Here is a 14,024-nt window from a genome sequence, read left to right as displayed (position 1 = left end):
GCGCGGGGTGATCTAGTGGTCTGTACGGTCAACTTGACGTCGAGGGCACGAATTAGCCACACAGGCCACTAATCTTCAGGCTCCCGGGAGAAAGATCGCCATGTACCGCTTCTTCGAACAGCTGAGTTCACGCATCGCCGCGCCTTTCATGGCCGATCGTTCGCGTAACAGCAAGATCTGGCCGTGTCGCTGCGGCCAGTCCCTGTTCTTTCGCAACAGCCAATGCCTGGCCTGCCTGGCGGCGCTGGGGTATCAGCCCGAACAGAGCCGTCTGTCTTCCCTGCAACCCGGCGAGCAACCGGGCACCTGGACGCTGGATGCCGATCCGCAGGCGGGATTGTTCCGTCGCTGTGCCAATCTGGATACCCCGGCGGCCTGCAACTGGTTGCTGCCGGCCAATGACCAGGACACACTGTGCATTGCTTGCAGCCTGAACCGCACCATTCCGGATCTGTCGCTCCCGGAAAACCCGGAGCGCTGGCGCAAGGTCGAGACCGCCAAGCGCCGCCTGGTGGCGCAACTGATCACCCTGGGTTTGCCGGTGGTCCCGAAAAGTGTCGATGAAGACATTGGCCTGGCCTTCGATTTCATCGGCGTCGACCCTGACGGCACCCCGCCGACCACCGGTCACGCCAGCGGATTGATCACTCTGGACATCAAGGAAGCCGACGATGCCCATCGCGAATACGTGCGCCAGCAGATGCGCGAGCCGTATCGCACCCTGCTCGGGCATTTTCGTCACGAAGTGGGCCATTACTACTGGGACCGGCTGGTCGCCAACAGCCACTGGCTCGAGCCGTTTCGTGGATTGTTCGGCGACGAGCGCGCCAGTTATTCCGAAGCCCTGGAGCGTCACTACCAGCAAGGCGCGCCCCAGGATTGGCAAAGCCGTTACGTCAGCGCCTACGCCACCATGCATCCCTGGGAGGACTGGGCCGAGACCTGGGCTCACTACCTGCACATGATGGACGCGGTGGACACCGCGCTGGGGTTTGGCATGAGCGCCCAGGACATGGATTTCGACTACCAGCCGTTCCCGCCCGACACCCTGTTCGACCCGGGGCATTCCGGTGGCTCGGCCTTCCTGTCCTTCGTCAACGCCTGGATCGAACTGGCCGGCATGCTCAACGAGCTGTCCCGCAGCATGGGCCAGCCGGATTTCTACCCTTTCGTCCTGCCGGCCGCGGTGATTACCAAGCTGCATTTCATCCACATGGTGATCCAGGAGGAGGGCGGTCGGGCCGATGAAGTGCTGCTATAGCCACGCGGGCCTTGCCTGCGCGGCAAGTGCTTGAACATCTTCGGTTTTTAATCCGGCGCGGACGGTTGTAAGTTCTTGCCAGATAGGTACAATGGCGCGGCTCGCCGTCAGGCGGGCGTCGTTATGGTGACCCCATCGGTCCCCCCGCAACGATTACCCGTGAACCTGGTCAGATCCGGAAGGAAGCAGCCACAGCGGGAACATTGTGTGCCGGGGTGTGGCTGGTGGGGTTGCCTCCATAACGCCCGAACCTTCCTTCGCAAGGTTCTTCTCACTTCATCCTTCCTTGTCTTCCTGTTCTGCTCTTCGAATGCTTTCGCAGCCTTGTGCCGCCTGCAGCATGACCACTGGTCGGAACTGTCAGCAATGACAGTGGAATCCTTGCGGGTGCTTTTCTAGGGTCTCGTCCAACAGGCAGCCTGTCGTTGAACATCCCTTTCAGGGACTTCGCAGTCGCAGCTGCCACGTGGCCGGAGGGCAACGTGATGAGCGACGACATGGTGTTAACGCAAGGCAAGGGCAATGTGGCCGTGAAGCTGGCCGCTGGGCTGGCCTGGTTTGCCTTGGTGCTCCAGCTTTACTTGATCCTGACTTCGCGCTGGCAGGCCGGCAAGAGCCTGGCGGGTGGGCTGGATATCTTCTTCAGTTACTTCACGGTGCTGACCAATATCCTGGTGGCGGTGGTGTTGACTTATGCCGCGACGACAGGGAGCTCGGCGCTGCGCAGCTTCTTTCTCCGACCGTCGACACAAGGCGGCGTGGCAGCCGCCATCGTGCTGGTGGGTCTGGCCTACAATTTCTTGCTGCGTAACGTGTGGGATCCCCAGGGCTGGCAATGGGTGGCCGACGAGTTGCTCCACGACGTGATGCCAGTGGTGTTCGTGATCTATTGGTGGTTCTGCGTTCCCAAGGGGCTGCATTGGCGCAACGCCTGGCCGTGGCTGATCTATCCGTTGGCCTATTTCATCTACGCCCTGGTGCGCGGCCATCTGCTGGACACCTATCCCTATCCGTTCATCGAAGTGAATCGGCTGGGTTATATGCAGGCGCTTGGCAATGCGGCCATGGTGCTGGTGGGGTTCGTGGTGATATCGCTGGTCGTGATTGCCGTGGATCGGGCGAAGGGGGAGCGTTGACTGGCCGATGACCTGCTCCCCTGGATTTCAGGGGACATGCCCTAAGGCTTGGACAGCGCCTGGTCTACCGCCGCGATCAGCTTCCCCAGGTCCTTTGGCGTGGCTTTGTGGATGACGCCGAACAGGTAGGCGCGTTGTTCGTCTTCGTCGTTCATATCGACAAAAAATGCCTTGAGCTGTACGTCCAGCGCCTTGGCAAGCAGGATCAGCGCTTCGACGCTGGGGGTGTAGGTGCCGGTTTCGAAACGGCTGATGGTTTTGGGGTCAAAGCCGGTCTTTTCGCCCAGTTCAGCCTGAGTCAGCCCCGCTACTTTGCGATAGCGTCTGATGGCCGCCCCCAAGCTCGAAATTCGCATCGCTCAATTCCCATTTAGAATCAAGAACTTAACGATAGATTTTTGCATTAGGCAACCGCATGTTCCATCACTTTGCTTTGCAAAATGTGATGTGTTTCGTAGAATCGGCCTTTGGCACGGGTATTTGGTGACCTGCATCAGACACCGGGATGCGCGAAAAACACAGCGCTTGCGTTTATTGTCGCGACAAACGGTAGAGGCTTGACCCCAATCGCCGGCACGGCCCGCGCTCCAACTCATTTCGAGGTGTTCGAAGCGAGTTGGCTGTTTCGTCTGCCCAGCCATGACTCATGGATGACTGCTTCGATGGATAAGAAGTACCGCAGAGCCGTTGACGCAGCCGCGATTTTCTCCGAAACCGATTTGAACGGGCGTATCACCTACGTCAACGATCAGTTCTGTCTTCTCTTTGGCTACCGGCGCGATGAACTGCTGGGCGAAAATCATCGCCTGCTCAACTCCGGACAGCACCCTGGCGAGTTCTTCAGCGCCATGTGGCGCACCATTGCCCTGGGCCAGATCTGGAAAGGCGAGATCTGCAACCGGGCCAAGGACGGAACCTTGCATTGGGTCGACACCACCCTGGTACCGGTGGCCGACGATACGACAGGGCGGATCGAGCGTTACCTGGCGATTCGTTTCGATGTCAGCGAGAAGCGTCGGCAACTGCATTCCCTGCAATGGCGGGTCGGACACGATGTGCTGACCGGGCTGCCCAATCGCACCTACCTGTCGGACTTGTTGAATCAGTCCCTGGCCTTTTCCCGGGCGGAAAACCTGCCCCTGGCGATATGCATGCTCGACCTCGACGGCTTCAAGGCCGTCAATGATGGTCATGGCCACGCCAGTGGCGACCGGCTGCTGGTGGAGGTGGCCAGGCGGCTGCGCAGTATCGTGCGTGGCGAGGACGTGGTGGCGCGGCTGGCCGGGGATGAGTTCGTACTGGTGCTGCGTCATGTGCGTGGGATGGATGAGCTGCATGGCGCCTTGAACCGGGTGCTGATCGCCGTCTCCGCGCCCTACGTGATCGATGGCAAGAGTATCAAGGTGTTCGCCAGCATCGGTGTCACGCTGTACCCGTGGGACGACGAGGATGCCGAAACCTTGCTGCGCCACGCCGACCAGGCCATGTACGTGGCCAAGCAGAGCGGTCGCAATCGTTTCCATCTGTTCGATGTGTCCCGGGACAGGGAGGTACAGGCCACGTACCAGTCCGTCGAGCGAGTCCGGCAGGCATTGGTGGACGACGAGTTGCGGCTGCATTTCCAGCCCAAGGTCAATATGCGCGATGGCTGCGTGGTCGGTCTCGAGGCGCTGCTGCGCTGGAAACATCCGCAACGTGGACTGGTGCCGCCCCGGGAGTTCCTGCCCCTGGTGGAAGAAACCGACCTGATCGTCGACATCGGCGAATGGGTCATGGAGCAGGTCATGACCCAGTTGCAGCAATGGCAGCAGGCGGGGCAGTGTTGGCCGGTGAGCATCAACATCTCGGCGCGGCACTTCCAGCGCGCGGATTTCGTGGAGCGCCTGCGGCAGGTGCTGGAACGACACCCGACGGTGTCGCCGCGCATGCTGGACCTGCAGATCGTCGAATCCGTCGCGGTGGAAAACCTGGCCCACGTCAGCGACTGTCTCCAGGCCTGCCAGGCCTTGGGCGTGGTGTTTTCCCTGGGAGGCTTCGGAACGGGCCACTGTTCCCTCAATGACCTCAAGCACCTGCGCACCCAGACCATCAAGATCGACAAGACCTTTGTCCGCGACATCCTGGAGGACCGGGACGACCTGGCCCTGACCCGCGCCGTGATCGGTCTGGCTCAGGCATTCGGGCGCCAGGTGGTGGCCGAGGGGTTGGACAGCCTGGAACATGGGCAATTGTTGCTGCGGCTGGGGTGTGAAGTGGCTCAAGGGTATTTCATTGCCCGACCCATGCCCCCCGAGCAGATACCAGGGTGGGTAAGGGGCTTTGTTCCACCGCCGCAGTGGAAGCAACGGCCCGGCATTCAGGGCGACTCGGTCTCTGCCTGCGATGCGGCGTTGCGGCCGGTATAGAGCCGGATGATGGCGTCGATTTCCCCCGACGCTTTCATTTTTTCCAGGGTGCGCAGAATGCGTTGTGTCGCAAGACCGGGATCGTTACGCAGGTAGCAGCCCAGCTGTTGTTCCTGGAGAACAGCCACCTCGTGCAGTTGACGGTCAGCCCCATGCCGTTGATTGAACCAGTCCAGTGCCCATTGATTGCTCACGCCATAGCGATAGCGACCGGCAAGCAGCTTGGCCAGCACCTGCTCCTGGCTACGCGCATCGTCGCGCCGCAAGTGGCCGCTGTCGAACAGCGGCTGCAAGGTCGGGTACGTATAGCCCAGCACCGTGCCGATCGGTTGTGGTGCCAGTGCCGCCGGCGACAGTTGCGTGGACACGCTGGTGGTGCCGATCAGCAGGTCGCGCTGGAAGAACAGCGGGACGCTCCATAGATAATTGCCGTTGCCATCCACCCAGTCGGGGCTGACATAACAGCGCATATCGACTTCGCCATTCTGCATGGCCGAGTCGAGCCTGGCCCGAGACAGCACGTGGAACTCGGCCGGCATGCCTGCCTGGGTCGCCAGGCTGGTCATGATGTCGGGCATGATGCCCTGGGTCGGACGGCCCCGTTCGATCTGTACCATGGGCATGGCCCAGCCGTCGGTGACGGCAAATCGCAAGGGCGTTTCGGCGGCCAGACAACCCGTACTCAACAACAGCAAAGCCCCCATGGCCCCGTGCATACGCTCTCCTGATCCCGCGAATCCTGTCGACAACCGAGTCATGATCCACAGCTTAGTCAGATTAGGCGAGCGCACCGGATGCAATTTCGCCCCTGCTCCGCTAGCATTAGCCGCTTCTGTTCCTTCGTTGCGACGGTTTTCGATGAGTTATCAGGTTCTTGCACGTAAATGGCGTCCGCGCTCGTTCCGCGAAATGGTCGGCCAGACCCATGTGCTCAAGGCTCTGATCAATGCCTTGGACAGCCAGCGGCTGCACCACGCCTACCTGTTCACGGGGACGCGGGGCGTGGGCAAGACCACCATTGCGCGGATCATCGCCAAGTGCCTGAACTGCGAAACCGGCATCACTTCCACGCCCTGTGGCGAATGTTCGGTCTGTCGCGAGATCGACGAGGGCCGTTTCGTCGACCTCATCGAGATCGACGCCGCCAGTCGCACCAAGGTCGAAGACACCCGCGAACTGCTCGACAACGTGCAGTACGCCCCGAGCCGTGGGCGCTTCAAGGTCTACCTGATCGACGAAGTGCACATGCTCTCCAGCCATTCCTTCAATGCGCTGCTCAAGACGCTTGAGGAGCCGCCGCCCTACGTCAAGTTCATCCTGGCGACCACCGACCCGCAGAAACTTCCCGCGACAATTTTGTCCCGTTGCCTGCAGTTCTCCCTCAAGAACATGACGCCGGAGCGGGTCGTCGAGCACCTCACCCATGTGCTGGGTGTCGAGAACGTGCCGTTCGAAGACGACGCATTGTGGCTGCTGGGGCGCGCCGCCGACGGTTCGATGCGTGACGCCATGAGCCTCACCGACCAGGCCATTGCCTTTGGCGAAGGCAAGGTGATGGCCGCCGACGTGCGGGCCATGCTCGGTACCCTGGACCATGGCCAGGTCTATGACGTGCTGCATGCGCTGATCGAAGGCGACGCGAAGGCGTTGCTCGAAGCCGTGCGTCACCTGGCCGAGCAAGGCCCGGACTGGAATGGCGTGCTGTCGGAAATCCTCAACGTATTGCACCGTGTCGCCATCGCCCAGGCCTTGCCTGAAGGTGTCGACAATGGCCATGGCGACCGTGATCGGGTATTGGCCCTGGCCCAGGCCTTGCCAACCGAAGACGTGCAGTTCTATTACCAGATGGGCCTCATCGGCCGTCGCGACCTGCCTTTGGCGCCGGATCCGCGAGGCGGCTTCGAAATGGTGCTGTTGCGAATGCTGGCGTTCCGGCCCGCCGATACGGCGGACGCGCCGAGGCCGGTGCTAAAGCCAGTGGGGATCAGCCAGGCCACAGCTGATTCCACCAGGCCAGTGGCTGCCGCGCCTGTTGTTGCGCCGGCAGTGGTTTCTGCCCCGGCTACGGTAGCAGCCATTGCGCAACCGGCCCCGACACCTGTTGTCGCGGCTGCGCAGCCTGTGCCCGAACCAGAGCCAGCTCCCGAACCGGTTGCCGAAGCAGTCATCGACCTGCCCTGGAACGATCCGGTCGAGCCTGAGATCGTCCAGCCGCCTGCCCGGCAGCCTGTGCTGGATACCACAGCCCAGCAGCCCGAGCTGCCGCCGCTCCCCATGCCGACCCCGGACAGTGTGGTGCCCGACGCCCCCGAGTGGGTCGCGGCCCCCATGCCGGAGCCGACGGCGGCCGAGGTCGATCTCGCCACCCCTGGCACTGACCTGGACGACGAGCCTCCGCTGGATGAAGACTACATCGAGCCGGACCTGGACTCGGCCTACAGCTATCTGGACGACCTGGCCAGCGAGCATGCCCGCGAGCCGACGCCCGAACCCGAGCCGGAACCTGCCGCGATGCCGGCCACCGGGCTGGCCCTGCAATGGCTGGAGCTGTTTGCGAAACTGCCGATTTCCGGCATGACCGGCAGTATCGCCGCCAACTGCACGCTGATTTCCGTGGAAGGCGACCATTGGCTGCTGCACCTGGATCCGGCCCACAGTGCGCTGTTCAACGCGACCCAGCAGCGTCGCCTCAACGATGCGCTGAACCAGTATCATCAGCGCACCCTGACCCTGAGCATCGAGCTGATCAAGCCCGAGCAGGAAACCCCGGCCCAGGCGGCGGCACGACGCCGTGCCGACCGTCAGCGCGAGGCCGAGGAGTCGATCCACAACGATCCGTTCATCCAGCAGATGATGCAACAGTTCGGCGCCGTGGTCCGTCACGATACTATCGAACCTGTCGAGGCCCCGGTCAGCCAGGGCTCATAACTGAAAGCGCCGGACCGGACGGTTCGGGCGCGGTATCTATCCAAGTACTTTCGAGGTGATTCCCATGATGAAAGGTGGCATGGCCGGCCTGATGAAGCAGGCACAGCAGATGCAGGAAAAAATGGCCAAGATGCAGGAAGAGCTGGCCAACGCCGAAGTCACCGGCAAATCCGGCGGTGACATGGTGACCGTGGTCATGACCGGTCGCCACGACATCAAGCGCGTCAGCATCGATCCAAGCGTGGTCGAAGGCCTGAGCGAAGACGACAAGGAAATGCTTGAGGCCCTGTTCGCCGCCGCCGTCAACGACGCGGTGCGCAAGATCGAAGCCAACAGCCAGGAAAAGATGTCCGGCATGACCGCCGGCATGCAACTGCCACCGGGCATGAAGCTGCCGTTCTGATTCGCGATCCCGACGGGGATGGGCTACACACAATGCCAGGCACCGCGCCTGGCATTTTTGTGTCCGCTTCAGAAATTCCTGGCGTCGCGGGCCGAGCGCACAAACATCGAACGCTGCCCCTTGGGCAGTGGTCTGCTGCCTATGCACGCCCATCCACGATCAAGGAGACGTTTCCATGTCACAGGCATCGATAACCAACCAGCGCATCGTTCTTGCTTCCCGTCCCAAGGGGGCGCCCGTCCCGGAGAATTTCCGCATCGAGCAGGTGACATTACCGGACCTGGCAGAAGGGCAGGTCCTGCTCAAGACACTGTTCCTGTCCCTGGACCCCTACATGCGCGGGCGAATGAGCGACGCACCGTCCTATGCCGCGCCCGTGCAGATCGATGAAGTGATGACCGGCGGGGCCGTCAGTCGCGTGGAGCGCTCCCTGCATCCGAAATTCCAGGAAGGCGACCTGGTGGTGGGGGTAACGGGCTGGCAGAGCCACAGCATCAGTGACGGCCGCAACATCATCCCCATTCCCTCCGGGCTGCCCAGCCCGTCGATGGCCCTGGGTGTGCTGGGCATGCCGGGCATGACCGCCTACATGGGGTTGATGGACATCGGCCAGCCCCGGGCCGGGGAAACCCTGGTCGTGGCGGCGGCCTCGGGCGCCGTCGGCTCGGTGGTCGGCCAGGTGGCGAAGATCAAGGGGCTGCGGGTGGTAGGCGTGGCCGGCGGCAGCGAGAAATGCAGATACGTGGTGGAGGAGCTGGGGTTCGATGCCTGCGTCGATCATAAACGCGCGGATTTTGCCGAGGAGCTGGCCCGGACCTGTGACAAGGGGATCGACATCTATTATGAAAATGTCGGCGGCAAGGTTTTCGATGCCGTGGTGCCACTGCTCAATGCCAAGGCGCGCATTCCACTCTGCGGGCTGATCGCTTCCTACAATGATCAACAGGCCCCGGACGGTCCCGACCGCCTGCCGCTCCTGCAGCGCACCTTGCTGACCAAGCGGGTGCGGATGCAAGGGTTTATCGTGTTCGACGACTACGGCGACCGGCAGCCGGAATTTCTCAGTGCCATGGCACCCTGGGTCCGGGACGGCAAGGTGAGGTTCCGCGAAGACGTGGTCGATGGCCTCGAGAACGCACCGCAGGCGTTTATCGGCCTGTTGGAGGGACGCAATTTCGGCAAGCTGGTAGTGCGGGTGGCACAGGATTGAGTATTTGACGCTAATCGGAGGCGCGGGTATAAACCGCGTCTCGTTGTCATGTCGGATATTTCCTCAATGAGCTTCAGCCCTTTGATTCGCCAACTGATCGATGCCCTGCGAACCTTGCCGGGCGTGGGTCAGAAAACGGCCCAGCGCATGGCGTTGCAGTTGCTCGAGCGTGATCGCAGCGGCGGCTCACGCCTGGCCCAGGCCTTGAGCCAGGCCATGGAAGGGGTAGGGCATTGCCGTCAGTGCCGGACCCTCACCGAGGACGACCTGTGCCCCCAATGCGCCGACCCGCGGCGGGACGACAGCCTGTTGTGCGTCGTGGAAGGGCCGATGGACGTGTACGCGGTGGAGCAGACCGGGTTTCGTGGGCGTTATTTCGTGCTCAAGGGACATCTGTCGCCCCTCGACGGCCTGGGGCCGGAAGCCATCGGCATTCCTGAGCTGATGGCGCGCATCGAAGAGGCCGGCACCTTCAAGGAAGTGATCCTGGCCACCAACCCGACAGTGGAGGGCGAAGCCACCGCGCACTACATCGCCCAGCTGCTGAGCAACAAAGGCCTGGTCGCCTCACGCATCGCCCATGGCGTGCCGCTGGGTGGGGAGCTGGAGCTGGTGGACGGCGGGACGCTGGCGCATTCGTTTGCCGGTCGCAAGCCGATCGCGTTGTAACCGCTACACAGTACCTGTGGGAGCGAGCCTGCTCGCGATAGCGGTGGATCAGCCAACCTCCATGCGACTGATAAACCGCCATCGCGAGCAAGCTCGCTCCCACAGGTTCGATGGTTGCCTGCCCGTTATTTTTCGCTGAGGGAGAACTGCGTCAGGCAGAAGGTGGGGATGCCCATGTCTTCCAGGCGCTGGGAACCGAGCAGTTCCGGCAGGTCGATGATCGCGGCGGCTTCATGGACCTTGGCGCCCATGCGACGGATCAGGTTGGCGGCGGCGATCAGCGTGCCGCCGGTGGCGATCAGGTCATCGAACATCACCACCGAATCACCCTCGCACAGGCTGTCGGCGTGCACTTCAAGGAAGGCTTCGCCGTATTCGGTCTGGTAACCCTCGGCCAGCACATCGGCTGGCAGCTTGCCTTGCTTGCGAAACAGCACCAATGGCTTGTTCAACTGGTAGGCCAGGATCGAGCCGATCAGGAAGCCCCGGGCATCCATCGCGCCGATGTGGGTGAAGTCGGCTTCGACATAGCGGTGGGCGAAGCTGTCCATGACCAGCCGCAGGGCGGTGGGGGACTGGAACAGTGGGGTGATGTCGCGAAAGATCACGCCGGGCTTGGGGAAATCGATTACGGGGCGGATCAGGGATTTGATGTCGAAGGAGTCGAAGACCATCGTCGAGGTGTCCTGGCAAGGCTGCAAACGCGGCAGTATAGCGCGGCCGAGGGAAACCCTCAGCCGCTCGCATTCATCAGCCGTCGATCGAGCCGCCGGCCAGGGCGCAGAGCTGGATCGGGTCGAGGATGTGGATTTCCTTGCCTTCGGCAGCGATCAGTTCGTTCTGCTGGAAGCGGGTGAATACCCGCGACACGGTTTCCACGGCCAGGCCCAGGTAGTTGCCGATTTCGTTGCGCGACATGCTCAGGCGGAACTGGTTGGCGGAGAAGCCCCGGGCACGGAAGCGCGCGGAGAGGTTGACCAGGAAGGTGGCGATGCGCTCGTCGGCGGTCTTTTTCGAGAGCAGCAGCATCATCTGCTGATCGTCGCGGATCTCGCGGCTCATCACCCGCATCAGTTGGCGACGCAGCTGTGGCAGTTGCAGCGCCAGTTCGTCGAGGCGTTCGAACGGAATCTCGCAGACCGAGGTGGTTTCCAGCGCCTGGGCCGAGACCGGATGGCTTTCGGTGTCCATGCCTGACAGGCCCACCAGCTCGCTGGGCAGGTGGAAACCGGTGAGCTGCTCCTCGCCGCTGTCACTGAGGTTGAACGTCTTCAAGGCGCCCGATCGCACGGCGTACACGGAGTCGAACGTGTCGCCCTGGCGGAACAGGAACTCACCTTTCTTCAAGGGGCGGCCCCGCTTGACGATTTCGTCCAGCGCGTCCATGTCCTCCAGATTCAGAGAAAGTGGCAGGCATAGAGGGGCCAGGCTGCAATCCTTGCAATGGGCCTGGTTGTGTGCGCGCAATTTGACGGGCTCGGACATTTCTTTAATCCTTGTGGGAAAAACACACATCAGCCGTAAGGGTAACCCAGCTCAGGCAACCCGGCCAGTGCGCTTTCGTCGTCAAATTGTCGCGCTCAGATCACGCGGGAGAAGCGCTGGCGATTTTGCTGCTCCAGATAGGCGTCGAACACCATGCACACCGAGCGCACCAGCAGGCGCCCGGCGGGCAGGACCCTGATGTGTTCGCTGTCGAGCTCGATCAGGCCATCGTCGGCCATGACTTGCAGGGATGGCCACACCGAGGCGAAGTACTCGACGAAATCGATGTCGAAGGCTCGCTCGATCTCGGCGAATTCCAGGTTGAAATGGCAGATCAACTGCTGGATCACCGCCCGCCGCAGGCGGTCGTCGGCGGTGCAGAGCAGGCCGCGACTGGTCGCCAGTTGGCCGTCGGCCAGGGTGTTCTGGTACTGGTTCAAATCGCTGTTGTTCTGGCAGTACAGGTCGCCGATCTGGCTGATGGCCGACACGCCGAGGCCGATCAGGTCGCAGTGGCCATGGGTGGTGTAGCCCTGGAAATTGCGTTGCAGGGTGGCCTCTTCCTGGGCGATCGCCAGGTCGTCGTCGGGCAGGGCGAAGTGGTCCATGCCAATGTAGCGGTAACCGGCGGCGGTCAGCTGTTCGATGGTGCCTTGCAGCATGGCCAGCTTTTGCACGGGGCTCGGCAGGTCCTGGCTGTCGATGCGCCGCTGGGGCATGAAGCGCTCCGGCAGATGGGCATAATTGAACACCGACAGGCGATCGGGCTGCAGCTGGATGACCTCCTGTACGGTGCGGGCAAAGTTTTCCGGGGTCTGTTTGGGCAGGCCGTAGATCAGGTCGATGTTGATCGAGCGAAATTGCAAGGTGCGGGCCGCCTCGATCACGGCGCGGGTTTCATCCAGGCTTTGCAGGCGATTGACGGCCCGCTGCACGGCAGGGTCGAGGTCCTGCACGCCGATGCTGACCCGGTTGAATCCCAGTTCCCGCAACAGGCCCATGGTGGACCAGTCGGCTTCCCGTGGATCGATCTCGATGCCGTAGTCGCCGGAATCGTCGTCCTGCAGATTCAGGTGCTTGCGCAGCTTGGCCATCAACTGGCGCAACTCGTCATGGCTGAGGAACGTTGGCGTGCCGCCGCCCAGGTGCAACTGTTCCACGCGCTGGGTCGGGTCCAGATGGCAACCGATCAGCTGGATTTCCTGTTCCAGGCGCTGCAGGTAGGCGTGGGCACGGCCCCGGTCCTTGGTGATGACTTTGTTGCAGGCGCAGTAGTAGCAGATGTTCGCGCAGAACGGCACGTGCACGTACAGCGACAGTGGCCGCAATGCCTTGCGGCTCTCGCGCAGGGCGTGGAGCAGGTCGAAGGTCCCCACCTGGCTGGTGAATTGCGCCGCGGTCGGGTACGAGGTGTAGCGAGGCCCCGCCAGGTCATAGCGGCGGATCAGGTCTGGGTCCCAACGAATGGCGTCGAGCATGCGGGCGTTCCCCGGATAAACTGGCATGGGGCGAGTCTAGGGATGCCAGCGGGGGAGCGTCTTGATTTGCATCAACGGGCGTCGACTGTGGGCAGGGGCGTGGTGAGTGTACGAGCGAGCCTGCGAGGGATGACGGTTGCCGATCAGTGCCCCATGAGCCAATGCTGGTGCGGCCCCGGCAGGGTCCAGAGGCCGAAGACCATCACCAGCAGCCCGCCGGCCACGCGCACGCTGCGCTTGCGCAACAGCGCCGTGACGCGCTCTGCCGCCAGGCCCGTGGCGAGCAGTACCGGCCAGGTGCCGAGGCCGAAGGCAAGCATCAAGAGCGCGCTGTCCAGCGCGTTGCCCTGGCTCGCCGACCACAACAGGGTGCTGTAGACCAGGCCGCACGGCAGCCAGCCCCATAACGCGCCCAGCAGCAGGGCCCGAGGCAGGCTCGAAACAGGGAGCAAGCGATTGGCGACGGGCTGGATGAGCCGCCACAGCCCGCGACCGACGCTTTCGATACGGGTCAGGCCGCTCCACCAGCCCGCCAGGTACAGGCCCATGGCGATCAGCAGCAAGCCGGCCAGGACCCGCAGGATCATCGCCGCTGCGCTGTTGGCGACAGCCCAGCCGGCCAGGCCGATCAGCAGTCCGGCGGTGGCATAGCTCAGGATCCGTCCCAGGTTGTACGCCAGCAGCAGCCGCAAGCGCCGGCTGCGCTGTTCCTTGGGAATCGCCAGGGTCAGGGCGCCCATGAGGCCGCCGCACATACCCAGGCAGTGCCCACCGCCCAACAGGCCGAGAATGACCGCCGAGACCAGTTGCGGCGCCAGCTCAAGCATGAGGAGGGGCCTTGTCGTCCGGTTCGCGGGGTTGACCGTCGGCCTCGTCCACCGCGGCCTTGTGGTTCGGGTCCTGGTCGTCGAACAGGATGCTGTGGGCCGGGCCGTCGAGGTCGTCGTACTGCCCGCTGTCCACGGCCCAGAAGAAGATGTAGACGGCGATGGCGACGATCAGCAGTGCCGCCGGGATCATCACATACAGAGCTGGCATTGTCGGAACTC

The 14,024-nt window shown here is 62.7% G+C and carries 14 protein-coding genes and 1 other RNA gene; 8 read left to right on the top strand and 7 right to left on the bottom strand.

Translation table 11 applies throughout. The annotated features are described in order from the left end of the window. The first annotated feature begins 100 nt into the window (after positions 1-100). From BT179_RS02465 to BT179_RS02455, 3 genes are all read left to right on the top strand, one after another. Complete coding sequence (locus BT179_RS02465; protein WP_072430341.1) at positions 101-1,261, top strand: zinc-binding metallopeptidase family protein; 1,161 nt, start codon at positions 101-103, stop codon at positions 1,259-1,261. Between the two features lie 133 nt (positions 1,262-1,394). Further along, positions 1,395-1,491: signal recognition particle sRNA small type (gene ffs, locus BT179_RS02460), an RNA gene on the top strand. Between the two features lie 255 nt (positions 1,492-1,746). Further along, positions 1,747-2,397 (top strand): Pr6Pr family membrane protein, encoded by a 651-nt coding sequence (locus tag BT179_RS02455; protein ID WP_072389073.1) that lies wholly within the window; start codon positions 1,747-1,749, stop codon positions 2,395-2,397. Between the two features lie 41 nt (positions 2,398-2,438). Here BT179_RS02455 and BT179_RS02450 read toward each other — a convergent pair whose 3' ends face one another. Beyond that, the gene (locus BT179_RS02450) at positions 2,439-2,753 is read right to left on the bottom strand and encodes a helix-turn-helix domain-containing protein (protein ID WP_072389072.1); all 315 of its coding nucleotides are present in this window, start codon (positions 2,751-2,753) and stop codon (positions 2,439-2,441) included. A gap of 306 nt (positions 2,754-3,059) precedes the next feature. Here BT179_RS02450 and BT179_RS02445 point away from each other — a divergent pair, with 306 nt between their 5' ends. Then, positions 3,060-4,802, top strand: coding sequence for a putative bifunctional diguanylate cyclase/phosphodiesterase (locus tag BT179_RS02445; RefSeq protein ID WP_072430342.1), 1,743 nt, complete (start codon positions 3,060-3,062; stop codon positions 4,800-4,802). Here BT179_RS02445 and BT179_RS02440 read toward each other — a convergent pair. After that, on the bottom strand, positions 4,754-5,518 hold the full coding sequence (locus tag BT179_RS02440; RefSeq protein WP_072389070.1) for a substrate-binding periplasmic protein: 765 nt from the start codon (positions 5,516-5,518) through the stop codon (positions 4,754-4,756). The two genes, BT179_RS02445 and BT179_RS02440, sit on opposite strands and share 49 nt — an antisense overlap. 142 nt (positions 5,519-5,660) lie before the next feature. On the opposite strand from BT179_RS02440, the gene dnaX reads away from it, so the two are divergent. The 4 genes from dnaX to recR all read left to right on the top strand — a co-directional run bounded on the left by dnaX (position 5,661) and on the right by recR (position 10,012). Then, on the top strand, positions 5,661-7,730 hold the full coding sequence (gene dnaX, locus BT179_RS02435; RefSeq protein ID WP_072430343.1) for a DNA polymerase III subunit gamma/tau: 2,070 nt from the start codon (positions 5,661-5,663) through the stop codon (positions 7,728-7,730). Between the two features lie 64 nt (positions 7,731-7,794). Further along, positions 7,795-8,133 (top strand): YbaB/EbfC family nucleoid-associated protein, encoded by a 339-nt coding sequence (locus BT179_RS02430; RefSeq protein WP_053153324.1) that lies wholly within the window; start codon positions 7,795-7,797, stop codon positions 8,131-8,133. A gap of 175 nt (positions 8,134-8,308) precedes the next feature. Next, entirely contained in the window at positions 8,309-9,343 is a 1,035-nt protein-coding gene (locus tag BT179_RS02425) for an NADP-dependent oxidoreductase (RefSeq protein WP_072389067.1), read from the top strand. 66 nt (positions 9,344-9,409) lie between these two features. Beyond that, entirely contained in the window at positions 9,410-10,012 is a 603-nt protein-coding gene (recR, locus tag BT179_RS02420) for a recombination mediator RecR (protein WP_072389065.1), read from the top strand. 125 nt (positions 10,013-10,137) lie between these two features. On the opposite strand, the gene BT179_RS02415 is transcribed toward recR, so the two are convergent. The 5 genes from BT179_RS02415 to ccoS form a co-directional block, all read right to left on the bottom strand. Further along, the gene (locus BT179_RS02415) at positions 10,138-10,686 is read right to left on the bottom strand and encodes an adenine phosphoribosyltransferase (RefSeq protein WP_072389063.1); all 549 of its coding nucleotides are present in this window, start codon (positions 10,684-10,686) and stop codon (positions 10,138-10,140) included. Positions 10,687-10,762: 76 nt separating this feature from the next. Beyond that, positions 10,763-11,497 carry a fumarate/nitrate reduction transcriptional regulator Fnr gene (gene fnr, locus BT179_RS02410; protein WP_072389061.1) on the bottom strand — a complete coding sequence of 245 codons (735 nt, stop codon included), beginning with the start codon at positions 11,495-11,497 and terminating at the stop codon, positions 10,763-10,765. A gap of 95 nt (positions 11,498-11,592) precedes the next feature. Next, a complete protein-coding gene (gene hemN, locus BT179_RS02405; protein ID WP_072430344.1) occupies positions 11,593-12,975 on the bottom strand; it encodes an oxygen-independent coproporphyrinogen III oxidase in 1,383 nt (460 codons plus the stop codon). A gap of 143 nt (positions 12,976-13,118) precedes the next feature. Then, positions 13,119-13,802 carry a sulfite exporter TauE/SafE family protein gene (locus BT179_RS02400; RefSeq protein ID WP_072389057.1) on the bottom strand — a complete coding sequence of 228 codons (684 nt, stop codon included), beginning with the start codon at positions 13,800-13,802 and terminating at the stop codon, positions 13,119-13,121. After that, complete coding sequence (gene ccoS, locus BT179_RS02395; RefSeq protein ID WP_053158784.1) at positions 13,795-14,013, bottom strand: cbb3-type cytochrome oxidase assembly protein CcoS; 219 nt, start codon at positions 14,011-14,013, stop codon at positions 13,795-13,797. The genes BT179_RS02400 and ccoS overlap by 8 nt, the downstream gene beginning before the upstream one ends. Positions 14,014-14,024: the final 11 nt, after the last annotated feature.

Origin of the sequence: Pseudomonas sp. NFACC43 (assembly GCF_900119645.1) — a bacterium.
Classification (GTDB): Bacteria; Pseudomonadota; Gammaproteobacteria; order Pseudomonadales; family Pseudomonadaceae; genus Aquipseudomonas.
This window is presented reverse-complemented; position numbering and strand designations above follow the sequence as displayed.